The sequence below is a fragment of the Paenibacillus sp. MAH-35 genome (genome assembly GCF_058135425.1).
In genome coordinates this window covers 74,149-99,699 of record NZ_JBYUPU010000020.1, presented here as the reverse complement: position 1 = coordinate 99,699, position 25,551 = coordinate 74,149, and the positions used below count along the sequence as shown (strand labels likewise).

Here is a 25,551-nt window from a genome sequence, read left to right as displayed (position 1 = left end):
TTTACTCTTTTCTTTTGAATTGGAAATTGGCTGGTGGCTCTTCTTTTATGAGGGATTGAGTTTCATCGGAACGCACAAAAAGAAAAAAGGCCATCGGAGTATATACCGCGGCTAAATTGAAAATTCCTTTTCTGTAGTTAGTATATGAGTAAAGAGTACTCTTTTCGGCCAAATAAAAACCCAGGTGCGTTGTCTTCACCTCGTCTTTTCTGCACCGCTTAATAAAGGAACACGAAACACGTAGGGTTCAAGCGCTTCTCCACGGAAATAAGTAACCGATTCACCCTGTCTTTCAATTACTCTGCGCTGAGGAATTATAACGAGTTCCTCCGGCGTTTCCTTTGGCGTGCGTAAATGTTCGTCTGTAAACCGGTATTTCCTTCGATCACCTTCAACCGCTTCGCCTTCGCCGCCAACAAAGCCCATCCCCATAATATAACCCTTGTCATTCTGCACTTGAATACTGCTGATAGCAGACGGGTCAGTAAACGAGTAATTCTCGGGCACGGTCATTTCGTAGTCGATCGTCGTACTGAGCGGTGTCATCACAACTCGTGCTACGTTGATGATAATCCCGTTTACCTCATGAGAGATCCCAGGTTCAAAGGTTCGGGTCGCCTGATCCGAAAGTTCACGGGACACCGGCAGCTCGAGGGACCAATTTCCTTGGATGTCTCCAATCCGACTTACCTTAATCGTTAACCGAAATTGCTCAGGCAGCAGGCCACCCAGTCCCTCCTCATATCCATAGTTACTGTGATAATAAATAATGCCCCCGTACCGGCCATCCTGGAGATCCTGAAATTCACCTCCGGAGTGAAAGGCCAGCTTTTTTCCATCGATAAACAATTGAACGTCGTTCGTGTTCAACATGGATCTAGAAACCGCATCTTTTGTAAACGACTGCACCATATCGAAAACAAGTTCGCCTTGATCCGCATATATGTTTTCCACACTGAGTGTGATGCCTTGTTGAAGCGACTCTTGTCCCACAGAGGTGCTTAAGCCCTTTTCCACAACCTGCTGAAACCCCTCAATTCGCAACAGATTGACTACATAAGCCAATACTTTGGATGATAAAGGGAGCATCAACGTTGCGAAGCAAATGAACAGCAACATGCAAGTCATGACCATCCGTTTTGGGTAACGTCTCCCTACAGGTGCTAGGGTTCGCGGCTTTTCCTCCAATACGAGCCTGTGTTGTTTCAAGCTACGGGCACTTTGTTTCAAAAGCTCATCAAGCTGGTTACTCATGACCATCCTCTCCTTCCAGCATGACCTTCAACTGTTCCTTAGCCCGGCGGAGACGCGATTTAACGGCTTCATGGCTTATTTTCAACACAGCGGAAATGTCCTGCAGTGTCATATCCTGATAGTAGTGAAGCACAATCATCTCGCGGTACTTAACAGGCAGCCGCATCACCTTGTCAAAAACTCCGGTGTCATCCAGTTTGGAATACTCATCCTTTGTTGCTGCCAATACGGATTTCATCCGATCGTGCTCCCAAAGCACGATTCTTCGCCAAAAGGCAGACCTGAGCATGCTTTTGCAGCGGTTAACTGTACATACTTTGAGCCATTTGCGCAGAGCAGGCTGATCCTTATCGGGATCGACTTTATGATACGCCGTCATAAATATCTCCTGAACACAGTCTTGCGCAAGCTGGTAATCATTTAAATAAGACATAGCCAAGTGAAGCAGCTCACTTTGATACTCCGATATTAACTGCTCGATCAAGGCATCTCCTCCGCGCTCTGCGGATTTCATTTTTGCATCTATGGCCAGTTTGGAATGGAACATCCCCTCACCTCCCTATCTAATACGCTTAAAGCACGTCAAAAGGGGTCATATGGGAACTAATATTTTCGAGATCGATTGCTATTCAGGTACTACCAGAACCTTGAAACCTCGAGCGAAATGCAGCAGCATCCCGGACATGTTCTAACAAAACAAAAGCCAACTCACATAACACGACGGAGTTGGGCTGAATTTCTAACCTTATTTATTCAATCTTATTTCTCCGAAACTAATCCTTATAAGGATCAAACTCATCCGCCCCCGCCATACAAACCCCGATCGGTTTCAAAACATGCAGTACCTCCACCGTCTCCGAGTGCGCATCCAGCACTTCCTGCAACTTCCGATAAACGAACGGGCTCTCGTCCGTTCCGGCGCCGCGGAGCTCGACGCCGAAGCTTTGGACGGCATCCTGCATCTGCCTGGAGGAAATTTGCCCCCCGCTCCGCGTGCGCGTTTTCCAGTTCATTTTGCCGGCGGCTTGGGTGCGGCTCATGATGCGTCCGGCTCCGTGGACGGTGCTGTAGTACGCTTCGCGGTTCTCCGCGGTATCTTTGCCTCTTACGATGACGGAGATGTCGCCCATGCTGCCCCCGATAAAACCGATCTGGCCCGGCGCGGACGGGGTCGCTCCTTTTCGGACAACGATGACCTCTTTGCCGTCGTGTGTCTCTTTCCATGCATAGTTGTGGTGGTTGTGCACTTCGAGGTCCGCTTCCGCTCCCAGGATGGATAAGATTTGCTGGATCACGTAATCGCGTCCGGCATAGGCGTAACGGCCGGCGAGCTTCATGGCGCGGTAATACATGTCGCCGAGCTCGCTGCTCAGATCGAACAGGATGGGAGGCTGCTCCATCTTCTCGCCTGGGGCGTTCGCCAGGAAAGCCCGGTTCGCCTGCAGGTTCATGAAGCCACTGGCCGTCTTGTGCCCGAAGCCGCGGCTCCCGAAATGGTTGCCGATCCACACCCGGCACGTCTCCGCTTCTACGAACAGATCGACGAAATGGTTGCCGCTGCCGACGGTGCCGAGCTGGTCGCGGGCCAGTGCTTTCAGTTTATCATGCTCCTGGGTGCCGATCGTCTTGTAGACGTCCCAGTCCGGATCGTCAAACAGATCATGATCGACCTTCTGGTTATTCACACGGCCCACTCCGAACGAGATTCTCCGCGCGATTTCGTCCATGATCGCCGGGAGTCTCGGCAGCACATCGTCCGCCTGCAAATTCGTCCGTACCGCCTTGTTCCCGCATGCGATATCGTAGCCTACGCCAGATGGGGAGATTTGCCCGTCATACACGACGACGCCACCGATCGGCTGGCTGTATCCTTTGTGATGGTCGGCCATCAGCAGCGTTTGGACGACGCTGCCGTTCTCCGCGCATGTGATTGCTTGCGCCAGCGCGCCTTCGTCGGGCTTCCCCCAGACGCGCACGCCTTGTATCGTTTGATAAGCCACTCTCGTTCAACTCCAGTAAGCAGCCACAGACAGCGCGTCTATGGCCGGATTTTTTTCCTATTATAAAGCGTTCAAGTCCATTCCGGCTACCCGCTCCGTCATCGAGCGATATCCTTGCACCGACTGGGCGATATAGCTAAGTACAGTGTCGCTCCAACCGTAGATGTAGAAGGACCTCGGATCTTGATCGGGAACCATCGCATGCCGGTAAGGAGCCAGATCGACGATAAACGCCTTCGTTTCGCGGTTCACCTTTGAACAGTATCGCTTCAGCTGCTCGTAGAACGGGCTGCCGCTGTTTTGCTGCTCGTCGGTGATGATAATGATCTGGTCCACGACTTTCCGTTCCTCGATCAGCTTGCGTACCGGGGCCCCCGTATCGGTTCCTCCGACGGCGCGGATTCGCTCCGCTTGGGTGAGGATGCTGTCGTGACGGGAAGGTTTCGCATCGTAGACGTTCGTATCGAACAGCCAGAACAGCGAGCTTCCTTGTGTCTTCTTATACAACGCCAGCGCAAAGACGGCACCGGTCTCCAAATACGAGCCGTTCATCGAGCCGGAAATATCGAGGAAGATCGCCGTACGCTCCCCGAGCTCGGGCAGGTTGTCGAACGTAAGCTCCACCGCTTCCCGCAAAGCGTCGCGAAGCTCCGGATGCTCCACTTCACGGAATGCCGCCGCCAGACGGAACGGCAAGATTTTGGCCTTGCGCAGCGCCTGCTGGTCGGTCATCCGGTTCACGACGTACTCCAGGTTCCGCTTCTCCTCCAGTACACCGGCCCTCTGCAAAGCGTTCATATGACGAAGCAGCGCAAACGTCGGCATCTGATACAGCAGCGCTTCCCAGACCGCCTTCGACGGTTTGATAGCCCCGGTGACGGTCTCGTACGGAAGCTTGCCGCGCTCGATGCAGGCGATTCGCTCCTCCTCGGTCTGCGCCGCCTTCAGCTGCTCCAAAGCTTCCACCTGCGGCAGCAAAGCCAGATTCGCCTCCTGTCCCCGCAAATAGCGGAACAGCGCTTGCTGCTTGAGATCCTCCGGCTTCGGGTGCGCCGTAGCGATCGCATCGCCCAGACTGTAGCCGCGCCCGCGCCCGTTGTATTTGACGGCCCAATATTCGGACACCCCGGACAGGAAACGGTTCACCTGCCGTTTGACGGCACGCCCTCCCTCCCCGCGCCCCAGTCCTTTCAGGATCGTCAGGAAATCCGACAGATCGGAAGGAATCCGTACGACCTGCAGGAAGATTAACGCGAACAGATCCGGACGGTAGATCGATAGAATCGCCAGCCCAAACAGCGGCTGCAGCCTCATCAAGCCTTCTCCCCGGGCAAACACGATCGCCTTCGCCATAAAGTCCGGCCGGGTGGCCGCCATCTCATGATGGAGTTGGGCCGCTTCGTTCATCAGCTCGTGTTGACTCGCATAAAACGTATTGCTCATCGTATTTGTCAGAAGCGTCTGCACATATTGTTCCTCGGCAGAGCGCGTATAGGCCGGATAGTTGTCTTTGTTGAACGCCTTCGCTCCTTGGGAACCAAAAAGCTTTTTCGCGATACTCATGTTTCATAAACCTCCTTAACGAACACCAGCGAGGAAAAGGCGGAATAGGTTTGCTGCAGGAGTCGAACCTGCCGTATTGCTCCGGGTATTCCTTTGGTCGATTAGCTCGAAGGAACCCATCCCTGCGCCTCGCCGGTTATTCATTTGCTGGAAAAGTCGAAGGAACCCTTTCCGGCTCCTCGCTTCGTTGATTGATTGAGTAGAGGAATCCTCGAGGAAAAGGTCGGAAAGGTACATAACTGCTCTACCCCTGAGCTATTCCGTCTTTCGGCGGAAGTTGGATTCGAACCAACGGCACGTCGCTTAACAGGCGAAGTATCCCTTCCATGCGCCTCGAAGATTCCGTTTCGGCTTTCGCCGGTTGGCGTTGGCCTTCGGTACCATCATCGCTTATTCGGGGCCCCGCGAACATGGTGGAAGTATTACGACGGGAACATTTTTCCTATCGATGAGAGCAGAAAGCGACTGCCTGATGGCAGCCGCTTATGTGGATAGGATGGGGTTATTAACGAAATCTCCCAACAATTACTTGGGCTTTCCCGCCTGTTTGTGTGACTCAATTTCCTTAACGATAAGAATCGTTTCCATGATGGTATACAAGTCATGATGGCCGAAGTTCGGGAATCGACGCTCGTTGTACATCCCGATGGGGTTGTGGTGCATATGATCGGGTTCCGTGACCGTTTGGTGCTGTTTCTGTTCATGCGGCTCGTTGTGCCACTTCCACAAATTACCCCGTTGATATTCCCAGTCATACTGGTACTTCTTCTTCCTGCCCGTCCTCGATTCGATCAGTTCAAACACCGTCATGTAGGAACCGTCTACGAACTTGATAGTTTTCCTTACCAACGGTCCCTTGCTAGGTTCCTCACCGAAGAATCCGTCTTCAATCGAATCAATAAGATCAGGGAAAGCACGTTTCAACAATTCAAAGTTCGTACCGTGAAGCTCGTCATTTTTACGCTTCATTCAGTTCCCTCAACTCATCAAGCAGTGCTAGCCAAATCGACGCATCGCGGTCTTCTTGAGTCGTCCGCTCCGCCTTTAAACCCAGCGTCATTTCGTAAGTACCGCCGTATTTCCTCATGAATCTGGAGATTTCATTAAGAACCGCTTCCCGGTGCTCATCCGCACTCATCTCTGCTGCATGGTGCTCTTGTTGCTGACGCTCGTACATAAGTACGACCTCACGGATCGGAATCACCTCTCCGGTTCTCATTGCAAAGGAAATCGTCTCCGGAATTCGATTATGCCGATTCCTTCCCGCCCGCGAATAACCAAGAAAGCGGCCCTCATCTATCCACTTATTGACGGCTTGCACCGAAACGCCAAAGACCCGCGCCAATTCACCTGTAGTATATGACTTTGTGGGTTGAGCCCGATTTACCACTTCCGCCATTACACCAATCAAGTCGCAAAGTTCCTTTTGATGTTCTATGTTTTGGCGAGGGTTAGTCAGCCTAATATAATCTTGAAGCATATTGCTAAAGGCGCGATAGTATTCAGGATCGGTTTGCTTAATGGTTTGTTCGAGTATTAGCTCGCTCTTGTCAACGACTAATTGGCGCTCTTGTTGTGTGGACATGAACATCACCTCTCGCCTCCATTGTACCTAACTTAAACCGAAACCTCAACCTAAGTTAAACCTAAACTTAAACTCATTCTATGCTCAAGTTTCTCCGGAAAACACGAATGTATTCGTTAACTTTGAAAATAGTGCGTCAAGCATCGATAACTTAAAATGAAAATTATTTTACGTTGTATATAGAAAAGCGACTGCCGGGGTGGCAGCCGCTTAATCGTCAACACGCTTTATTCAAAGACTCATCCCATGATAGCCCATTGCCTGATACCCTTTGACTCTTTTTCTGTACATAGCCATAAGTAATGGTACTTGCAAATCCACATAATCGTAAATCTGCACAACTTGCTTACTCTCGTGCGTTCTATGCAGCCTCCCTGCATATTGCTGAAGCGTTCCTTTCCACGAGATCGGGTGTACTAAGAATAGCGTATCCAGACGCGCATCGTCAAAGCCCTCGCCGATCAGTTTGCCGGTTGCGATAAATACCCGTTCCTCGTTATCGGGTATGGCAGCTATTTGCTCCCTTACTGCTTCACGCTGCTTTTTCCCCATTCCGCCACGCGGCACGATTACATTCTTAGCTAATTTGTTCAACCGCTTCTCGAAGTATTCTACATGTGCGGTACGTTCCGCCAGCAAGATCGGGGACCTCCCTTGGTCCAAGGCCTTCAGCAAATCATCAAAAATCATGCTATTGCGTTCCTCATCCTGCACCAGTAGCTGATACACCTCTTGAATACCGGAGGCTGCGGTACCGGCCGGTATACGGAAATTCGTGTACCGCGGAATCACTTTATGTTCCATTCCTCGAGCTTGCGCTTGAGACTTGGCGTCAATTTGAATTCGAATCGGGCCGCATTGCATAAGTACGATGGGTTGATGTCCGTCCTGCCGCGTTGGAGTTGCCGTTAGACCTAGGACATATCGGGCTTTGACCTTTTTCAAAACCTGCTCGAAGCTGAAGGCCGATACATGATGGCACTCGTCTACGATAATTTGTCCATACTCCTCGACATAGTCCTTAACGTTCCCCTTCTGATTCAAACTTTGGATGATGGCGATATCCACCATACCCGATCGTTTGTCTTTACCGCCGCCTACGATGCCTATATGCTTCTGATCGAGGTTTAAAAAAGTGCAAAGCCTCTCTCTCCATTGGTCCATCAGCTCTCTTCTATGAACAAGTACGAGAGTATTTACTTTTCTGGAGGCGATAATCGAGGCGGCCGCTACCGTTTTCCCAAAGGCGGTCGTTGCCGAAAGAATTCCCGTGTCATGTGCCAACATGGATCGGACAGCACCGTCTTGCAGCATAGTAAGCGTTCCGTGAAACGACACCTCAATCGAACTTCCTGGATTGCGCTCATCCGATACGACCGCATGAATATGATGAGCTTTCATCAGATCGACGACTTTCTCCAAGCACCCTCGCGGAATCGCGATATACTTGGAAAAATCCTCGTAACATCCTATAACTCTGGGTTTACCGTACGTTGGCAGCCTCATAGCCTGAGTCTTATAAAAATCCGGATTTTGAAAAGCGGCCAAACTTTGAAGCCGATGAATGAAAGCAGACGGCAAATCCTTCTTTTCCACGTAAAGCATATTGGATAAAACTATATGGACTTGCGGCGGTAAAGGGGCTGCTATTGCAGGTACTTGTTTGTCGGCACTTGTCTGCACCCAATGACGCTCGTCATCTTCCGCTTCGCTCCACGTATCGATACTAAGCAGAGATCCCCCTTTGGTCAGATCATAAATTAGGTTCTGCACTCGTTCGACAGAAAGCTTCTCCACTCGCGAGAGATAGCTCCACTGATCCTCATACGGCCGGAATTGTTCATCTACAAAGACGCTATTTCCCTCACGCCGAGGGATTCCCTGTAACGGAAGGGCAATCAAATTCCCGAATCCGCCTTTAGGAAGCGTATCTTGATTCGGAAATAATCTATCGTAGGATTCTAATGAAATCTGGTACCGCCGCTCCATCGTTTTCGTTAATATGGCGCATCCCAGCTTTCTGGCTATGCTTGCTTCTATGGGCTGATCAAAAAACAGCCAAATATGCCCTCCATCGCCTGAACGAGATCGCTCCAGGGACGCAGGGATACGCCATTCTCTGCAGGTTTCCATCACTGCGACAGCGTCCTGCTGCCAGTTTTTCTTATCAAAATCCATAGTCAGAAACCAGCAGGTTTCATCTTGGAGCATAGGATAGACGCCTAGGGTGCGATTTATTTTTGCATCCAGATGCCGGGCGATTATATCATCGGACACGGGATCAAAAGCTTGATGAGTGCAATCCGAACATTTGATTTGCGGCTTCTTACAAACAGACGTCCATTCATTCTGGCACGCCGGGGAATATCCGGATTTACCAGCTCTACTCGTCCACCTGACCGGGTAAACGTCCTCTCTCCCGCGGAATAGCGAACGGAATAAAGCTATCTTTTCCTCAGGACTCGAATGGAGATGAACGCGGCCTGCCGGTAATGCTTCTGGTTCCAATTCATTGACGGGCAGAGCAGGGTTCTGTGTTGGTGCAGCTTCTTCCAGATTGATGTACTTGGATAATTGGAGTTTAAGCAAACGATTCTCTTGCTTAAGTGCTTCTATTTCACTCCAAGCCCGAGCAAGCTGCTGCTCCAAGTGTTTATTCATATTTCCTCCGAAGGATCATGAGAGTTTATACCCCTTATTTTATCATAGGATTGGAGGAAAAATTTCAAGTGCCCGCTTTTCCAAAAATAGGAGAAGCAAGTCTTGTAACTTTTGAACGGATCAATACTTTACTTTGCGAAGGAAAAATAAAAAGAAAAAGCCGCTAGATCGCGACTTATGTAAAATATAGGTTGTACAACTGAGCTTGGGCGGTTCGTATTCCTCCGGAAAGGGGGAATGCGTATGAATTTTTCGTTGCACGAAGTCATTTTGCTCGGGATGTTCCTTCTCGCGCTTCTGACCTACCTGAAACGAAAATAACCCGCCCAGGTTAGCGCCAGGTGACGGGTTATTTCCTGTTTAGAACGTTACTCGGGAGGAACCCCGCCCAAGTGTTTGTACAGGGAGTCGGTGGCGTCCGACTCCTGCTTTCTATTTTAAGCATATCATTCTGGAAATATGCTGGCAAGCCAATTGTTGCGTAGTTTTCAACCCATTCCCCCTGCATTCGCTCCAATCGGACACCCCCATCTTCGATTGAAAGATGAGTGCTGGACCCGCTCGACTGTGTCCTCGCTGAGTGGCGTAGGAGATTTTCTTGTACTATTCGGGCTTATCCGCCTTCAGGGGTAGTCCAAGCATCCGACGCATCTCGTTAACTACCTCAGGATGGGACGGTAGCCGGACAGCTCTGGGATAAAGGTGGATTACGATTGGAAGAGCATCCGCTGTCAGCTGATATTTCAGCAATCTGCCCAGAACGTTACCATTTGAATTACGGACTTGCATATCCTCTTCAGGCTGGAAACCTCTGCTCGACAATATATCGATCCAAGCCGCTCCCAAGCTGACAATGTGCTTAACCTTGCGTTCGGTTGCAATCTCATAGACTGCGTCGAAGGATAGGTTCGTTGCTGTTGCCCGGTTCATCCAACCTCTTACGGAGTCCATTTCCTTATACCACTTGGAATGGTACGGAATATACTCCATCGTATGAAGGAAATCGAAGCTTAGGCCTACATCGAACTTGGCTTCGCGATACCGGGTCCTTCTCCAGCCGCATCCGTTGGCGTGGATTCCATGCAAAGGGCATGACTCTTTACATATAGAACGAGTTCTTGGAATCGGAATTGGCTTTGTGTCCAGACATCCGCATTCTTGAAGGAAGTCGCTTCTTCTCCACGACTTATATCTTTCTACCACGTTATGATTAATCTTGCTGGAATAGTTGTCCACTTCCCTAACGGCACCGGGATTCATTAGCAGGACGAGCAAGTCGTTCGACATATCTTCTTCCAACGGCCCGTAGAAAGGCTCGGGATATAAGAAGTGCGGAGTCTGTGCCTCATCAATCAACTCCTGCGGGTAGTTTCCCTCCAGTTCCCGGATTCTTCTCATAGGGTCCGGTGATTCGTAGATCCCTCTCCAAAAATCCACCAACCGCTGAACTGCGCTCATCTGTAGATGCCCCTCTCGTAAAATCATGATCTCCGGTTACTAGATTGGTTCTTTAGATTCACTTCTTAATACCCATTCGACAAGGTTTAACATTTTTCCTACAGCGTTAGTCGTAGAAGATGAACGACCTGTTTCCAAATGATCTCAACGGGACGCTTCTCCATGTAGCGATCAAAAAAGAGCCCATGAGCTCGATGGCTCTCTGGACTCCTGTTTTAAATGAATGGTTACGTTTACGCTTGCTTCAAAGCTCGTTAACTTACATTTACTTATGAACAGCAATAAATTTGGCATCCACGACGGGGATTGATTCTATTCCGTATTCTTGCAGGCCTTTTGCAACTCCCCAGAGTGTTATCGTGTCATTCAGCACAATTCGCTCCGCGCCATAGGCACGGACAAAATGTACGTCAATTAAGTTTACTTGTAAAATATTTCGATCTTCGCTTGGTACATGTACTTTGAGATTAATAAAGTGACCATCTTCTTTCAGATATATGATTTTTCCGGTAAGCTCGACCTTCTTCAACCTATGTAAGCTAGGATTTCTTTTCAGCTCGTCGTATGGAATGACTTCAACCGAGCTTTGAAATTCCTCAAAAGATTCCACCTTCGGCACCAGGTATCCGGTATAGCTATCTCCCGATTCGTCCGCTCCCCCGCATGATGTCAAAATCATGGCTGGCAGCAGTACACCCAGCGCAATTCGTTTAACCGCCCGTATCATGTTCAACCCTTCACCTCTCCGTATGTTCGTGCGGCAACAGCGCACCTTGCAGACTCTAAGATTCCCAGTTTTTTTGCTCCAGTCTGCCGTTAATAAACATCAGCGTAATTTTCGGAGGATCTATGAATGTTTTGAACGTCTTTCGATACTTCTCTTTATAGACGTATTCTTGAATCGTAAACAACGTTGTGGTATTGTCCGTGGTTAAATAACCTGGCTGGCCGAGTACCGTTATGGCATCTACTACATTCATGCCAATTTCGAGCTGACCATACTGCTCTAAGGTCATTCGTGGGAATCGTTTGTTGTACAAATAAAAAGGCGTGTACACGGCGCCCAGGATCAGTCCGATCACAATAAGAAACTTAATCCAAGCCATAACTGTTCGCATTCCATTACTCCTTTAGTTGGGTATAATGGAATATATATACGACGAATGATTTGGAAAGTTGCACCTGTTTATTTTAAAATTCGACAAAGTTTGCTCACTCGTCAAGCGTTCATTATTTGTCCCAGTAATAGAAAAGAAAAAAGCCGCTCAAGAGCGACTTGTGGTAAGAAAAGCTTCTATGCGGAGCCTTTTCCACGACGAATGACCCTGCGTAAGCGGTAGCTTTTCTTGCGAGCAGAAAGTGTTCAGCTTCGCTGAAACACTTTCTTTACTCTTAGAATATAGGTTGTACAACTGAACTTGGGCGGTTTCGTATTCCTCCGGAAAGGGGGAATGCGTATGAATTTTTCGTTGCACGAAGTCATTTTGCCCTTCGATGTTTCTTCTCGCGCTTCTGACCTACCTGAAACGAAAATAACCCGCCCAGGTTAGCTGCCACGGTGCGGGTTATTTCCAAGCAAGCAATTACTTAGGAGGAACCCCGCCCAAGTGTTTGTACAGGGAGTCGGTGGCACCCGACTCCTGCTTTCTATTCTAAGCATATCACTCTGGAAATATGCTGGCAAGCCGCCTATTACATTTCGCAGCTTCACTCATGTCGATCCACTCTCTCGTAGAAATAAAGCTATGTGTAATAATCCAGCTTACCGTTCTCGATGACGAACTCCTCCTTCTCATCTTTCCCCCCATACTTCCCGCAATGCCTGCCGGAACAACTCGTCGAGCTGGCTGTCGTGCTCCCCTTCGGCTGCTTTCATCGCTGCGGCCGTCTGCTCGAAGTAGCTGATTTTGTCGTTCAAATAGTCGTGGATCGGGTTCACCCTCGGCTCGTAGTCCAGCTCTTCTCCCGCCTTCTTGCGGACGAGCAGCGTCCGGATCGCCTCTCTCAGCTCGCTGCCCTCCGGCACCAGCGCCTCTACGAGCGGGTCGAACTCCATCGGCGGCATGGTTCCGTAGCGCTCGATCCAGCCGCAGGCAAGCACCGGCCTCAGCACATAAAAGTATTTCTTGATCCTCACCTGCTCGCCTTGCAAATACTCCCGGAAGTTCCCCTTCGCCATATTCAAGTAATGATACGTGCACGATTTGGGGGAAAAGGTTAACGGCGATAAGCTTCGGATCTGCTCCGCCACCGTATACGCTTCGAGATACCGGATCGGGGACTGCAACCATTCCAGCAGCGGCGGATTCGACTTGCGGAACAACACCAGCGCTTTGCGGAGATCCCAGCCGCTTATATCCAGCAGTTCGCTCACCGGACGTTCGATGACGTCCCTTTTGTCAAAGATCGATAGGTACCCGTCCACCGGCCTTATGTATAGAAAACGCACGTCATAGTCACTGTCCTTGGACGGGAACCCCCATGCCCGGCTCCCCGACTCGCAGGCGTATAGGATGCGGACGTTCTCCTGTTGTTCGATCTGGTGAAGCTCCTCTTGAATGATTCGTTGATACTCGGACACGGCAGTCCCTCCTTACCAAAATGAATGCAAAAAAGCCACCGACTCCAAAGTCCATGGCCGAACAGATACAAAATGAACTTACGCCAACCGGACCCAGACGGTACGATTGGAATAACCTTCACCTGAATACAGACCGGCAGGTCCGTTGAGCGGGGATGAGCCTATTCAATTGGCTGACGAACTGACCTTCATTCTTCTTATCTTGAATAGCATTCAGTGTGTAAGTTAGCTGATCGAACATGCCGCCCGGACCTCCTTCTGAGTTAGATAATGGCAATCATATGCCGGAAACCAATTTATGTCAATATAAAATATTCTGCTGGAGCTCTCTTCCTTCGGATGAATCTTGAAGCAGGAGCCCTTCCGAATTCGGGAATTCGCAGCGCAAACTTGTTCCTTATGGCCGCTGCAGAACCACTTAAGGGTCTTTAGCAGCTTTTATTTCTTGGCAAAATCAGCTTGATGGGGAATTAAGGAATGGCAGCAGCTCTTATTCGAACCGTAAAGTCCATCCGCCACCCATTTGTCCGAGAATAAAGGTCCCTATTATCTCTTAAACAAGTACAAAAGCGCCTTTTGGAAAAATTAGCAGCTTCTAAAACCTTCTATTTCGATTTCCCCGCCGCCCATGAGGGGACAGCCCGGAGTGATGCCGCATTTTCAACCCGAGAACGGGCCTGGCTCCCACTGGGTCACCCCTCACCTTCCCCTCTACTGTCCGGCTAAATTCACATATGCGCCGATATGCATTTCCAGTCTATTCCTCATCGTGATAGAATAGGCTATGTGCTTATTCATCCGTTCTGCAGCACCGATATGGACAAAGGAAGTGATCCCGTGCCGGAACCTTCTATTCAGCGCGAAACGCCGAGAAGAATGCAAACCTACGTCAAAACCAAACCTCCGAAGCAACGGCTGCCGCTGCCCGGTATTCCCGGTCAAGGCGAGCTGCTTCTCTTATTTATAGCAGTAAGCTATGTAATATTGGGTTTTCTGAAGTCTACGAAGCTGGTGGAGATCGAGCCGCCGGTGATCGCCAGCTTCCTGCTGGCCGGCCTGTTCTTCGCCTTATCCGATCTGGTTCGCATCGGATTCCGTTCCGGACCGCTGATCAAATGGTTGTGCGTCTTCATCTACGTCGTCTCTTTGGCGGGGTGCGCCCTGTGCATGATCGTGGTGCCGATCGCCTACCAGGATGTAAGCTGGCTGAACGCCACCGTCGTGCCGCTGGGCGACCTGTCCGTTCTATCCGGCATGGGGATCATCATCGCGGTTCTCGTGCTCAACAATATATGGATGCGTCGGATCTGGGCCGATTCGGAGAAAACTCTGGAGAAAGCTAGGGAGAACGCTCGGGATAATACTTTGGATCAAGCTATGGACGCCCCCCTCGGGGAAAACCTTACAGCAAGCTCCAGAAGTCGGGGCGGGAGGAGATAACAGGTGACGTTCGCCGCGGTAACGGGAATCCAAACCGCTTCGTCCCCGCATATCCCGCCGCGTCCACGATGTTCGAAGCTCCGCCTTGTAACGCAGTCGATCATCTGCGCCGGGCTCCCCCTGCCCGACCCAATCGGAACCATCGGTCGGCAACAAAAGTTAAATCTTCGATGAAGTACTTCATCCGTACAGGTCTACGGCGGACAGCCAGCGGGTGATAAGAGAAAGCTGTCGGTATGGCTTGAATCTGGTGCCATTGTTTTCGCAAGCCTTTAACCTCGGCTTCATTCTAATTGGAATGGTTAGAAATTTGCAGCAAAGCCATACTATTCCCAAACGGATCGAACGGAAAACCCGGTGGCCCGATCCTTGCTTTGCCTTTCCTTTCCTTGGCATTGCGATCCTTGCCCGTTCCGAAATCATCATCATTTCGATCTTCATCCATCCCATATTCGGACAATTCCAAAAATAAATCTTTACAGTTAGCCAGACAACACGTTATAATGGAGTATAACTCAATAATTGTAGTCGCCGAGTTTTCTTCTAAGAAGAAAAACGGGGGAACCAATGTACATGGGGTGAATCGGCCGTACCTTTACGTGCCGAAGGGCGATTTCTCACCGCCCGAATCCGTCAGCTAACCTCGTAGGCGAAGGTGGGGAGGATAGATTTGTTTTCGAACACAAGGTCTAGCCTTGTGTTTTTTGCGCTCTCATCAGGCAAAAAAGCGGAAAACTAACGAAAAACATCTATATGTATTCCTTCCCCTGTCAACTGTGCTGTCATGTCGGTTTGAGCTGCTTCACTTTTGATTCTGAGAGGAGGATTTACAATGAAAGAAAAGTTGGTGAATCTATTCGACAAGTTGGATGAACGCGACCAGAAGGCGGCCTTCGAGTTCATTCAAGCACTGGCCCGCCGGAAAAACCAACCCGCTGCAGAAGAGGACGTATCGCAATTATTCGGCAAAAATTTCTTCGTACTGCCCGACTAAATGAAAAAGGAGCATAGCCCGGCCAGCGAACCGCATGCTGGAAGCTATGCTCCTTCGTTTTTGGCGCTCAGCTGCGGCAGTACCGCTCGTGTTGTCCCACGCCCTCTTCCGCTCCCACAGCTGAATCGAACTGCTTTTTCTCGAAAAAAAGACCTCAGCCTCCACTGTACAGTGGAATTTGAGGTCTTTGTTGCGGAAGCTGGGACGTTCCCGGTTTTGCCTACAACGTTGAGGTCAGCCCCGCCGATTCAGTTCACCACATGGACGATCAGTGCCGCGCTGGACACCGCTCCCGATGCGTTCGCCAGCTCCGCCCGGTATTCGTACACGCCTGGCGGCTTGCCCTGGACCGTCGTGACGGCCCGCTGCGCTTGCGGCGTACGGACAGCCAGCGTCTGCGTATCGATCACAGCTCCATTCTCGTACAGCCGGTACGTCGAACCGTTCGTCCCCCACCACAGGTTCATCTCGATCTGATATTGGCCGTCGCCGTCCCAGTTGTTGTGGGAGAGGACCGGCTGGGAGGGTGCCGCTTGCGAGACGACCACGGTCAACACGTCGCTTCGCGTCGTCCCGTAGGCGTTGCTGAGCTCCGCATAATACCGGTACGTGCCGTTGTCCCTGTACGTGACATTCGTGACAGTGGATTGGGCGTTCGGTCCGCGGTCGATCAAGCTTTGCGCGTCGAGCAGCACTTCGTTTTCATACAGCTTGTAGGCAGTTCCGTTATGGCCCCACCACATGTTCATCGTCACCGTATACGTGCCGTCCCGTATGCCCGTATCACGTCCGTTGTCGTCGGACAATACCGGCTTGCCCGGCGCTCCGGTGCTGCTTGCGACGATGTTCGCTACAGTGGCGGTGGCGCTACCGGAGCGGCCCGCCCCGTCAGTAAATTCAAACGTAAAGCTGCCGTTCTCCGTAAACGTGTACCGGTCCGAACCGCCGTTATTCGTAATCGTCACCGGTTTGTTCGGCGTCAGCACTGCCGTCACCGCCTCTCGGGTCGGGACGGTGCTGCTGTAGGTGATCGTGGCCGTCGGCGGTGATTGGTCGATGCCGATCAGAAGCTGCTTCGCCGTCTCCACATTGCCCGCGCGGTCCACCGAGCGGTAATCCAGCGCATAGACGCCGTCCGTCTGCAAATAAACCGAACCGGTCACCGTGATCCAGGCGCCCCCGTTCAGCCGGTATTCCGTCCGGTCTACGCCCGAGAGCAGGTCATACACGTCAAACGTCACCGTTACGTCGCGGTTGTTGAACGTCCCCGGACCGGTCACGCCGTCAGCCGTCGCTTTCGTAACCGGCGGCACCAGATCGGCCGCCCCCATGTAGGTCAGCGTGTAGCTTCCGGCAGGACCGGTGAAGTAGAGGACACCTCCATCCTCGCTTACTTCTCCGTGGAACTCCCCGGTCACACCGGAGACTTTCCACGTACCGCTGGCGAGGTCCGTTACGACATATTGCCGCTCTCCTCCTCCGTAAACGGCGAACGATACGGTGCCCTGCTCGCGCGCGCCGGCTTTGCTGAACAACACGGCGTAGTCGGCGATCGCCGCCCCGACCAGCTTCTCCGAGTCGATCGCTCCCGTCTGCAGCGGAGCCGTGCCGTCGTTGTCCATCACCTGCAGCACGTTCAGGAAGCGGTCCGTCTCGCTTGGCACAGCCGGCGACACTTGCACCCGCCACGCTCCCGCCTCAATCGTATGGTTGCCCGGCGCGCTCCGCGTAGACTGCGGGTAATTCATGCCGAATACGTCGAACTCGTGTCCCGGTCCGCCGACCTTCTCGATCACCGCACCGCCGGGACCCGGCAGAAGCGTCTCATTGACCAGCTTCCCTTCGTATCCGCCTTCGCTCCGCACGATCGTCGTCGTGCTGCCGTTCACCTGCGGCTCTTCCATACTATGCAAGAGCCAGTACTTTTTGAAATTCGGGTCGGACGCCTTCACTTTGTCGTACACGATCATCGCGGCCGGGTGATCCGCATCCTTCAGGTTCAGGAACACGAAGGAACGCTCGTGCTGCTGCACTTTGTCGCTGTACGCGGCGGTCAGATCGCCTTTGATATAGCTGAAATTCGGCGATTGCAAGTCCGGGCCGAACTGGTGCCCGAGGACCGGACTAACGTAATTGTTTTTGCCAAGCAAATCCGCGATCCCGGTCGCACTGGGGATATATCGCTGCCCGCCGTCGTTCGCCCAATCGCCGAACTGCGGATCGGCCGGGTCGTAGACGAGCATCGCGTTATGTGCGATCGTCCGCTTGTAGTAATGCCTGTCGTGTTCGCTGCCATACTGGCCGTTCGTTCCCCCGTACATGCCGGAATCGATCGCCAGAGCACCCTTGTAGTACAGCTGGAAGCTGCCCGAATCGAAATGCTGATGGTTGCCGAACTGGTAGCTGCCGATCTTCATCTCGGCGACGACGTCGGCAGAGCGTCCTCCCGTGCCGTCCGCCTCCCAGCCGGTTCGTGCGATCATCGAGCCGTAAGGGAAACCGAAGTAACGGGTAAGCGGCAGCTCCCCGGCCGGCTGAGCAGGCAGATCAGGATCGACGAACAAGATCTCCGTCAACACATCCGCTCCCGGCATATATTGCCGCATAAATTCTTCCTGCAAATACGGGTCCTTGTAATACGAAGCGGCGAGCATCAGCGCAGGCGTATATTTCCAATACACCCCGGGGGCGTTATTATGCCCGGTCCCCGTATCTCCGTCTACGAGCATTTGTCCGTCGGGGCGGCGCGAGTAGATCCCGCGATAGATCACTTCACCTTGCTCGGGAACGAAAACGCTGCCGTGTCCCATCCGGTCGAACAGCCACTGCGCCCACAATTCCGGGGTATACCGGACGCCGAAGCCGTAGGAAGCGCCTTGATGGTGCATGCCGGACAAATACCAGAAGTTGCGCGCCGGCACATATTCCTCGAAAAACCGTTTGGCGGACAAATCGTACATCTCCGGGTCCTCATCGTAAATCGCCGCGCCTGCGGTCAGAAAATCTTTCATCAGCTGATTTTCCGAATAGTGCCCGTTAATCGCGCCGTACCGGATATTCGGATACCCGATCGACATCTGGCCCGCAAGCCGCTTCAGCCCGGCTATGATCGCCGTCTTGTCCTCCGGCTCCAGCAGCGGATAACACCAATCGTACACGAGCGCCGCCGCGAACATCGTATCGCCGATCGGCCGGAACGTATCCAGTCCGCCGTAGACGGCCGTGTCCATAAAGTTTTGGATCGCTTCTATCGCCAGACGTCCGCTTGCAACATCTCCCTGCAGCAAATATTTCATCGCATTAAATTCGATCGCCTGCTTCGTGCGGGCGGAGTAGTTGATCCCTCCAGGCGGCGGCGGATCAAGCCAGCCCGGCGGTTTGCCCAAACCGAGCTCAATGAGCTTCCAGTTCTGTCCGTCCGCGGAAACGTAAATATCGAAGTAGGAAAAGCGAGTATTGCCGCTATACCAGGCGATATCGACCTCGCTGACCGATTGCACGGAACCGAGATCGTACACGATCCATTCCGCGGCCCCTTCGGCCGACCAACGAGACTCGGCGTCCAGGTTGCCGTCGATCGTATTGTTGCCGTCGTACTGGCGGTCCTGGCTGCTCCAGGCCGCGCTTTGCACCGGAAGCTTCACTTTCCCGCCGGCCGTATCCTGCGTATAAATCTCCGTCTCGGTGATCGAGTTCCATTGATTGACGGAGTTGCCCCGGCCGAACAGCTTCACATAGCGGGCCTGCTCGGCGGACGGGAACGGATATGTCTCGAAATCGAGCGTGGCTCCGCTGCTTTTCCCGGTATATACCGGGATGTAGCTGCCTTGGAGCAGCTTCGTCCAGATCGGCTGGAAGTGCGGCGTGGCGATTTTGGCCTGCAGCTGCGTCACCAGCTCCGGGGTTACGTATAACCGCGGGTGGGCCGCCGGTGGCTTCGGCATGCTCTCCGCCGTGACGTTGATCTTCACCGGCATTTGCAGGTCGACCGAGGTGTAAGAGCCGCCGTTCACCGTTACGGGAAACGTCGTCGTGTAATAACCCGGCTTCACGGCGCGGGCCACGTACCTTCCGTTCACGACCTGACGGTCGAGCGTAAAGGTTCCGTCCGCCGCCGATACCGCTGCGCCAAGCGATGTTGTATAACCGGTATCGTTATCGTCGTACAGCGAGACGGTCGCACCGGCCAGCGGTGTCGCCGCAGCCGGCACGCGGACTTTGCCGCCCACCGTGTAGCGCTCCGCAGCGGTATCTTTGGAGATCGCCAGATCGGCGCTAACCGGGCTTGTGCCGATCTCCACGGCGATCGTGCCGGCGACGTATCCGTCCTTGGACACGCTCACGACATAGCTGCCGTCCTGGACTCCTTTGCCAAACGTATATTTGCCTGCGGCGCCCGTCACTGCTTTATCGATCGGCTCCAGCAGGCCCGTATCGGTCGCCGCATACAGGTAGGCGTTCGCCCACGGCACCGGAGCCGCGTCCGCCGCATCCGTCACTGTGCCCTGGAGCATCGTCTTGTCCGATAGGCTTACATCGTCGAAATACATCACCCCCACGCTGGCCGAGGAGGAATATACGATAATGCTCGCCTTCGCGGCGCCAGGGGGCGCGACCATCGAGGCGGTCACCGCTTGCCACAACCCTTGGGTGACGCCCTGCCCTTTGCTCACCTGATCGAGCTGAACGCCCGCCGCATTGTAGTAGCGCAAATAAAGTGCCGCCGAGCCGCTGTCCACCCTCACCCGCGCCTCCGCCGTATAGCTTTTGCCCGGGACGACGGGGAACTTGTCGCTCTCCATGCCGAGCGAGCTCGTGGCGCTGTTGTCGTCGAGCTTCAGGCTGTAGGAGCCGGAAAATTTCGGATCGGTCACAGCCGTCATCCGCTGGGCGCTGCCAAAGGCGGCGTTCCAATTCTGAAGTCCCGACTCGAAGCCGCCGTTGGCGATCAGACTGACCATATTTAAGGTAACCGTGTCAAAATAAACCCGGCCGACGTTCGCCATGCCGGTAGCCAGCACGACGGCGACCTCCGTCGCCCCCGCCGGAGGCACTGCGGATATCGCAACGTCGGTCCAGGAGCCGAACGGAGACGACTTCGCCGACGAGACGCTGTGGATCATCGCCCCGGCCGCATCGTAGAAATACAAATAAATCGCGCCATGTCCGCTGATAATATTGATTTTGGCCGACGCCATATACTGCTTGCCCGGCACGACCGGATGGCGGCCGCTGACGACGGCGTACCCGGTATTGTTCTCCTTGTCCTCGATGCGCAGACTGAACCCGCCGGACTGATAATGCTCGCTGGTCACGGCCATATTGGCGGCATTGCCGAACAGGCGGGTCCAGCCTACCAGTCCGGATTCGAACCCGCCGTTCAATAAAGCCAGCGCTTCGGCCTTCGCTTGCTGCGATAACGGCGGCAGCATCCCGAGGCACAGCAGCAGCACTAGCAGCCATACCGTAGCTTTCTTCTTCATCACTTGATCTCCTCTCGATCTCGATTGATCCGATTCGGACGAGCTGATCTTGGATGCGCTTGCTTTCTGGTGCGGAGTTCCCTTCTTATTCGCCCGTGTTGGCGATTTCTGCCTTTCTTGAAGCGCCCTTCTTCTTTTCCCGCAGATCCGCGAGCCAATCTTCACCTCCTTGTATACGAAGCCTGATCTATTAAGGAGGAGAACAAGCCGTACCCTTCCCGGCCTGCTCTCACGCACCTTCCTCCCGGCGTATCCTTGAACGGCACCGGTTTCCGGCATAGTGGCGCAAGGAAGGGGACTGTACGAGCCTCCCGCCATCGCCCTGTTTCCTGATCATGCTGTAGTAATCGACAAATACGCCGGGCCGCGCTGCGGCATCAGCTTCGGCGCCCCCGTCCGTCCACGACATCTATTGGGCGAGCTCGTACTCTTCATCCCACGTCATGCCGTCCTTCGGATAAAGCACGCCCCTCTATAATAAACTGAATATTCAAATAATTAATTTGATTATATTCCCCTTACGTATCCCATATCGGTTTTCTGATCTGAGCTTCGCATTAGACAGCGCTTACAACAGGCTGCAAATCGGTGGCTCTCTTCTGTCCCTTCTCCCGTCTCTCGCGCCGACCCCGCACCGGAGAAAGAGGCTCGTCTGCAGAGCCGCTCTCCCCGATCCGGCCGTTGCTGCCGGTTCACATCAGTTGTTCTTCCAGCCGGGTGCAAAACTGTTCCTCGTCATCGAAGCCGGCCATATGCATCCGCATTTCCCATACCAGCTTCTCCATATCGGCCTCGCTAATTTTCAAATCATCGCAAGTGCGCAGCGTCGGGAAAATCTCCCGGAACATCGAGAACCGGGGCGATCGCGGCAGCGTTTCCTTCCCAACCCACTCCGCCGCCGGCTTCAGCGCAGGCAGCGAATACGTGTTGCGGCGAATCGCAAGCTGCGTCTCATAAGACGTCAGGAACTTGACCAGCGTTCGCGCGGCTTCCTGCACTTCGGTTTTCCGGTTGATGCCAAGACCGATATGAACAAGCAGCGTCCTCGGATCGCCCATATGCGGAATCGGCGACAGCTCGAACGGAATTTCCGCATCTTTAAACGAATTAAGCCGGAAATAAGTCGTCAAGATGATCGAAGCCTTATTCTGCATAAACAGCTGCTCCGTCTCGATATCGCTCCGGATGCTGCCGTCGAACAAGATCGGAAACTTCTCCTTCAAGGTCCGCGCCAGTCTGAGCAGCTCGCTTATCTTGCTCCTGTCGATCCGCCTCTTCCCGCTGTCGTCCCGATCGAACGTGAGGCCATGCTGCAGAAACAGCAGCGGGAAACGGTTAATCGCATAAAACAAGTACGCCAAGCTGACCCGTTCCTTCGGAATTTCCAGTCTTGCCGCCAGGTCGAGCATATGCCGCCAGGTCCAGCTGCTGTCCGGCTCCGGCACCTGTTTGTCCAGGAAGTGTTCACGGTTGTAGCACATCACCACCGGCGAGAATATAAACGGCTGTAACAGCAGCTCCCCTTCCGCCCGAAACGCTTCGGCCAAAAACGGATAAACATCCGGATTCGCCTCCAACGGCTGCAGACGGTCGAGATTGTCCGTCTCCCTGAGTCCGCGGAATAACGTCTGGTTAATCGTCACGACATCAAGCATCCCGTTATCCATATATTGCGTTATGATGTCGAGCGTATTGGCCGGAAGTACCACCTCCTGCACATTGATATGCGGGTACAGCGTCCGAAAGCGCGCCAGCAGTTCCGACAGGCCGGTCTCGCCGGGTATCGTGTTCTGATAGCACAGCTTTACCGTGACGTTCCCGGCGGGGGCAGGGGCGGTCACTTTATTGCCGACCCGCGGTATTTTCTCGATCAAGCCTTCGGCTACCAGCACCTCCAAGCCTTTGCGCACCGACTGGTTGCTTAACCGGTACTGAACGGCCATCTCTTTCTCCGGGGGCAAAAACTCCCCGTCGGCTCTTCGGCCGCTTCGAATCTCGCTTCGTAAAAGACCGACCATCTCATCCAACCGCGATTGAAACGTTAATCGGCTGGGACGTTTCCTCATTTAGTTCCCCACCATTCCGACTAGCCGGCTGCCGGCCCATACGAACGTCCGGGCTCAGCTCGACCTATTCCCTATACAAATTGAACGAAGGAAAGAAGTGCATTCCGTTCCGAAAAAATGGCTTGAAGCTTCGAACATCGTGTTGTGGCTCTGGATTCTCGGATTGGATGGGCCTTCGGATCGTGGACACTTCAAGGGTATCCTTCACGAATTCAACTTTAATTGATCGTAATGTACATATATTTTGCTGTCAATCAGCAGTCGGACGGGCTCAGTTGGCTTCGTCGCTGCTTCGTTTGCTGCTGTCGTCTTGGTTAACAGCGCCGATTTTACTCAACTTACGCGTTTGATTTTGAGACAAGATGTTCTCGGGTGTGTGATGATCTTGACGGATAGGAAGCGGAGTACGCTTGTGCTGGGATGAGCGGGTAAAAGACAGGGGTGTGGGCATACAAACTACACTTTATATTGTAATGCGTTACACAACATTCATTAACGACTGTGGAAGTTTATTCATTTTCCGTCTGTAATTTGTAATAGGTTTGTTAATTCGAATCATACAGCCAATTTCACGGCCAGTCAATACATTTCCAACGAAATATAACTATTTTTTCACCTAAAAATTGGGTTAAACTCCTTTGTGATGTAGAGAACTATAAATTATATGAACATCAAAACGTCTGTATTAATAAACCGACAACCAACGTTAACAATGATTTACAAATCACAAAATGCCGCCTTTTTCACAATCCCCATGCATACCCAACATTTCTGATGTATATCCAGTCGTTTTCGGGCTTGTTACAAACCACATTCTCGCAAAGAGTCCAGCTCGCAAACCGGCTCGGTCGACCACCGCCTCATTTCCCGAAAGCGGCAGCCCGGGTATCCCGAAGCAGGAACCGGCAGCTTGGTATCGAAAGCTTGTATTACCAGCTTGTATTACCCTGTTTAGGGAGTGCAAAGCAACCCCACGATCCGGCCCAGGCGGCTCGGAAAGGAGATGCACGATGACTATTACGATCCGCGAACTACAGGCCGGCGATCCGGACGACTGGCTTCGCCTGGACGACAGCTTTATTGTCGATTCCACCCTCGTCCTCTCCCTTGCAGACGGACGAATCGGATACGAGATTGCAGAAGTACCCGCCTATACGAAACGTTACTCGGACGAACCGGCACCGGCAGACGAAGAGGCCGACTTCTCGGCGTACATCGGCAACCCGGATCAAATCGTTTATTTGGCATACGCGGGAGCGCACGCAGCAGGCCGGATCATACTGAGACGCAATTGGAACCGCTACGCTTATATCGAAGATATTCAGGTCGACCGCTTATACCGCAGACACGGCATCGGCCGCATGCTGATCGAACAGGCCAAGCGCTGGGCGGCCGCAGGCGGGATGCCCGGCCTTATGCTGGAGACACAAAGCAACAATGTACGGGCATGCCGCTTCTATGAGAGCTGCGGCTTCGAAATCGGCGGTTTCGATACACGACTGTACCAAGGCATCCGCAAACAAACCGACGAAATTGCGCTGTTCTGGTATTTGATGTTGGACTGAGGCGCTGGGCCGTAACGGGTGCTCGTCTAGAACCAAGGGAGGAACCCGGTATGTTATTTTTCGATTTGGACGGCACCTTGCTGGATTTCAAAAGCGCCGAGTATGCCGGGGTTATGGCGTTTCACGCCGAATTCCGCTCCTTATACGGCCTTATTGACCATCCCGGCGAATTTTATGAGTCGTGGTGCCGGATCGGCAGCGAGCACTACTCCCGGTTTCTGCGGGGAGAACTGACATTCGGGCAGCAGCAGGCGGCGAGGGTTAGGGAGACGCTCCAAGCGGAGCTGTCCGATCGGGACGCACTGGATCATTTCGAGTGTTATCTGCGGCACTTTGAAGCGGGCTGGAAGCCGTACGATGACGTGCTGCCGTGCTTGCGGCGATTGGAGGGCAGACGTCTGGGCGTCATTACGAACGGGGATCCCGTTCAGCAGCGGCTCAAGCTGGAACGGATCGGGGCGGCGGATTTCTTCGACATCGTCGTCGCCTCGGGCGAGGCCGGGGTGTCCAAGCCTGATCCGGCGTTATTTCTTATCGCTTGCGAAAGGACCGGCACCTCTCCGCGCGAGCTGATCTACGTAGGCGATGATCCCGTCGCGGACATCGCCCCCTGCGCCGCGCTCCAGGCCACCGGCATCTGGATGAACAGGCACCATCAGACTCCGGCCGTCCCCGTCCATAGGACGATAACGTCTCTGAATGAACTTTTCGGCCACCTGCCGTGACCGACGAATCATAGCGGCAGCAGCCACTGTCATAGTCATGCATGCGGCTTTTTCTACAGACGGCAAAGCTGCTTCCACTTCGCCCAGCATTCAGATCCCCTGCCGATCAGCGTCCCAAGTAAGTATCTCAAACCCGTTTGGCGTCATATATTAATACTGCCGAAAAGCTTAACTCC

Annotated in this window: 17 protein-coding genes and 1 riboswitch; of the genes, 4 read left to right on the top strand and 13 right to left on the bottom strand. The window is 52.9% G+C overall.

Features of this window, described 5'->3' with window-relative positions; translation table 11 throughout:
- Window positions 1-195: 195 nt before the first annotated feature.
- From AC3Y2E_RS20630 to AC3Y2E_RS20580, 11 genes are all read right to left on the bottom strand, one after another.
- A complete protein-coding gene (locus AC3Y2E_RS20630; protein ID WP_379213661.1) occupies window positions 196-1,254 on the bottom strand; it encodes a DUF4179 domain-containing protein in 1,059 nt (352 codons plus the stop codon).
- The gene (locus tag AC3Y2E_RS20625; protein ID WP_379213659.1) at window positions 1,247-1,801 is read right to left on the bottom strand and encodes a sigma-70 family RNA polymerase sigma factor; all 555 of its coding nucleotides are present in this window, start codon (window positions 1,799-1,801) and stop codon (window positions 1,247-1,249) included. Before AC3Y2E_RS20625 ends, AC3Y2E_RS20630 begins: the two co-directional genes overlap by 8 nt.
- Window positions 1,802-2,027: 226 nt before the next feature.
- Window positions 2,028-3,254, bottom strand: a complete 1,227-nt coding sequence (locus AC3Y2E_RS20620; RefSeq protein WP_379213657.1) for an RtcB family protein — start codon at window positions 3,252-3,254, stop codon at window positions 2,028-2,030.
- A gap of 60 nt (window positions 3,255-3,314) precedes the next feature.
- Entirely contained in the window at window positions 3,315-4,817 is a 1,503-nt protein-coding gene (locus AC3Y2E_RS20615) for a TROVE domain-containing protein (protein WP_379213655.1), read from the bottom strand.
- Window positions 4,818-5,342: 525 nt separating this feature from the next.
- Complete coding sequence (locus AC3Y2E_RS20610) at window positions 5,343-5,786, bottom strand: toxin-antitoxin system TumE family protein (protein WP_379213653.1); 444 nt, start codon at window positions 5,784-5,786, stop codon at window positions 5,343-5,345.
- Window positions 5,776-6,402 (bottom strand): helix-turn-helix domain-containing protein, encoded by a 627-nt coding sequence (locus AC3Y2E_RS20605; RefSeq protein WP_379213651.1) that lies wholly within the window; start codon window positions 6,400-6,402, stop codon window positions 5,776-5,778. Before AC3Y2E_RS20605 ends, AC3Y2E_RS20610 begins: the two co-directional genes overlap by 11 nt.
- 231 nt (window positions 6,403-6,633) lie before the next feature.
- Entirely contained in the window at window positions 6,634-9,063 is a 2,430-nt protein-coding gene (locus AC3Y2E_RS20600; RefSeq protein WP_379213649.1) for a TOTE conflict system archaeo-eukaryotic primase domain-containing protein, read from the bottom strand.
- Between the two features lie 603 nt (window positions 9,064-9,666).
- Window positions 9,667-10,521 (bottom strand): hypothetical protein, encoded by an 855-nt coding sequence (locus tag AC3Y2E_RS20595; protein WP_379213647.1) that lies wholly within the window; start codon window positions 10,519-10,521, stop codon window positions 9,667-9,669.
- A 265-nt stretch (window positions 10,522-10,786) separates the two neighbouring features.
- A complete protein-coding gene (locus AC3Y2E_RS20590; RefSeq protein ID WP_379213645.1) occupies window positions 10,787-11,254 on the bottom strand; it encodes a hypothetical protein in 468 nt (155 codons plus the stop codon).
- 49 nt (window positions 11,255-11,303) lie between these two features.
- Window positions 11,304-11,639: a hypothetical protein gene (locus AC3Y2E_RS20585; RefSeq protein ID WP_379213643.1), complete on the bottom strand. Its 336-nt coding sequence runs from the start codon at window positions 11,637-11,639 to the stop codon at window positions 11,304-11,306.
- A gap of 674 nt (window positions 11,640-12,313) precedes the next feature.
- Window positions 12,314-13,102, bottom strand: coding sequence for a nucleotidyltransferase domain-containing protein (locus tag AC3Y2E_RS20580; protein WP_379213641.1), 789 nt, complete (start codon window positions 13,100-13,102; stop codon window positions 12,314-12,316).
- Between the two features lie 837 nt (window positions 13,103-13,939).
- On the opposite strand from AC3Y2E_RS20580, the gene AC3Y2E_RS20575 reads away from it, so the two are divergent.
- Both AC3Y2E_RS20575 and AC3Y2E_RS20570 read left to right on the top strand, forming a co-directional pair.
- Window positions 13,940-14,542 carry a hypothetical protein gene (locus AC3Y2E_RS20575; RefSeq protein WP_379213639.1) on the top strand — a complete coding sequence of 201 codons (603 nt, stop codon included), beginning with the start codon at window positions 13,940-13,942 and terminating at the stop codon, window positions 14,540-14,542.
- A 519-nt stretch (window positions 14,543-15,061) separates the two neighbouring features.
- Window positions 15,062-15,209, top strand: a riboswitch (cyclic di-AMP (ydaO/yuaA leader).
- Window positions 15,210-15,374: 165 nt separating this feature from the next.
- Entirely contained in the window at window positions 15,375-15,536 is a 162-nt protein-coding gene (locus AC3Y2E_RS20570) for a hypothetical protein (protein WP_332073306.1), read from the top strand.
- Between the two features lie 248 nt (window positions 15,537-15,784).
- Here AC3Y2E_RS20570 and hepB read toward each other — a convergent pair whose 3' ends face one another.
- Complete coding sequence (gene hepB, locus AC3Y2E_RS20565; protein ID WP_379213636.1) at window positions 15,785-21,019, bottom strand: heparin/heparin-sulfate lyase HepB; 5,235 nt, start codon at window positions 21,017-21,019, stop codon at window positions 15,785-15,787.
- Window positions 21,020-21,711: 692 nt separating this feature from the next.
- Window positions 21,712-23,085, bottom strand: coding sequence for an extracellular solute-binding protein (locus AC3Y2E_RS20560; protein WP_379213634.1), 1,374 nt, complete (start codon window positions 23,083-23,085; stop codon window positions 21,712-21,714).
- 1,010 nt (window positions 23,086-24,095) lie between these two features.
- Here AC3Y2E_RS20560 and AC3Y2E_RS20555 point away from each other — a divergent pair.
- Together AC3Y2E_RS20555 and AC3Y2E_RS20550 are read left to right on the top strand one after the other, a co-directional pair.
- Window positions 24,096-24,650, top strand: a complete 555-nt coding sequence (locus AC3Y2E_RS20555) for a GNAT family N-acetyltransferase (protein WP_379213632.1) — start codon at window positions 24,096-24,098, stop codon at window positions 24,648-24,650.
- Between the two features lie 50 nt (window positions 24,651-24,700).
- Entirely contained in the window at window positions 24,701-25,375 is a 675-nt protein-coding gene (locus tag AC3Y2E_RS20550; protein WP_379213630.1) for an HAD family hydrolase, read from the top strand.
- Window positions 25,376-25,551 lie beyond the last annotated feature (176 nt).

Bases quoted from the DNA above. Each gene is read 5' to 3' on its own strand.
- AC3Y2E_RS20630 (WP_379213661.1), bottom strand. From the start codon at position 1,254: ATGAGTAACCAGCTTGATGAGCTTTTGAAACAAAGTGCCCGTAGCTTG.
- AC3Y2E_RS20625 (WP_379213659.1), bottom strand. From the start codon at position 1,801: ATGTTCCATTCCAAACTGGCCATAGATGCAAAAATGAAATCCGCAGAG.
- AC3Y2E_RS20615 (WP_379213655.1), bottom strand. From the start codon at position 4,817: ATGAGTATCGCGAAAAAGCTTTTTGGTTCCCAAGGAGCGAAGGCGTTC.
- AC3Y2E_RS20610 (WP_379213653.1), bottom strand. From the start codon at position 5,786: ATGAAGCGTAAAAATGACGAGCTTCACGGTACGAACTTTGAATTGTTG.
- AC3Y2E_RS20605 (WP_379213651.1), bottom strand. From the start codon at position 6,402: ATGTCCACACAACAAGAGCGCCAATTAGTCGTTGACAAGAGCGAGCTA.
- AC3Y2E_RS20600 (WP_379213649.1), bottom strand. From the start codon at position 9,063: ATGAATAAACACTTGGAGCAGCAGCTTGCTCGGGCTTGGAGTGAAATA.
- AC3Y2E_RS20595 (WP_379213647.1), bottom strand. From the start codon at position 10,521: ATGAGCGCAGTTCAGCGGTTGGTGGATTTTTGGAGAGGGATCTACGAA.
- AC3Y2E_RS20585 (WP_379213643.1), bottom strand. From the start codon at position 11,639: ATGCGAACAGTTATGGCTTGGATTAAGTTTCTTATTGTGATCGGACTG.
- AC3Y2E_RS20570 (WP_332073306.1), top strand. From the start codon at position 15,375: ATGAAAGAAAAGTTGGTGAATCTATTCGACAAGTTGGATGAACGCGAC.
- hepB (WP_379213636.1), bottom strand. From the start codon at position 21,019: ATGAAGAAGAAAGCTACGGTATGGCTGCTAGTGCTGCTGCTGTGCCTC.
- AC3Y2E_RS20560 (WP_379213634.1), bottom strand. From the start codon at position 23,085: ATGAGGAAACGTCCCAGCCGATTAACGTTTCAATCGCGGTTGGATGAG.
- AC3Y2E_RS20555 (WP_379213632.1), top strand. From the start codon at position 24,096: ATGACTATTACGATCCGCGAACTACAGGCCGGCGATCCGGACGACTGG.
- AC3Y2E_RS20550 (WP_379213630.1), top strand. From the start codon at position 24,701: ATGTTATTTTTCGATTTGGACGGCACCTTGCTGGATTTCAAAAGCGCC.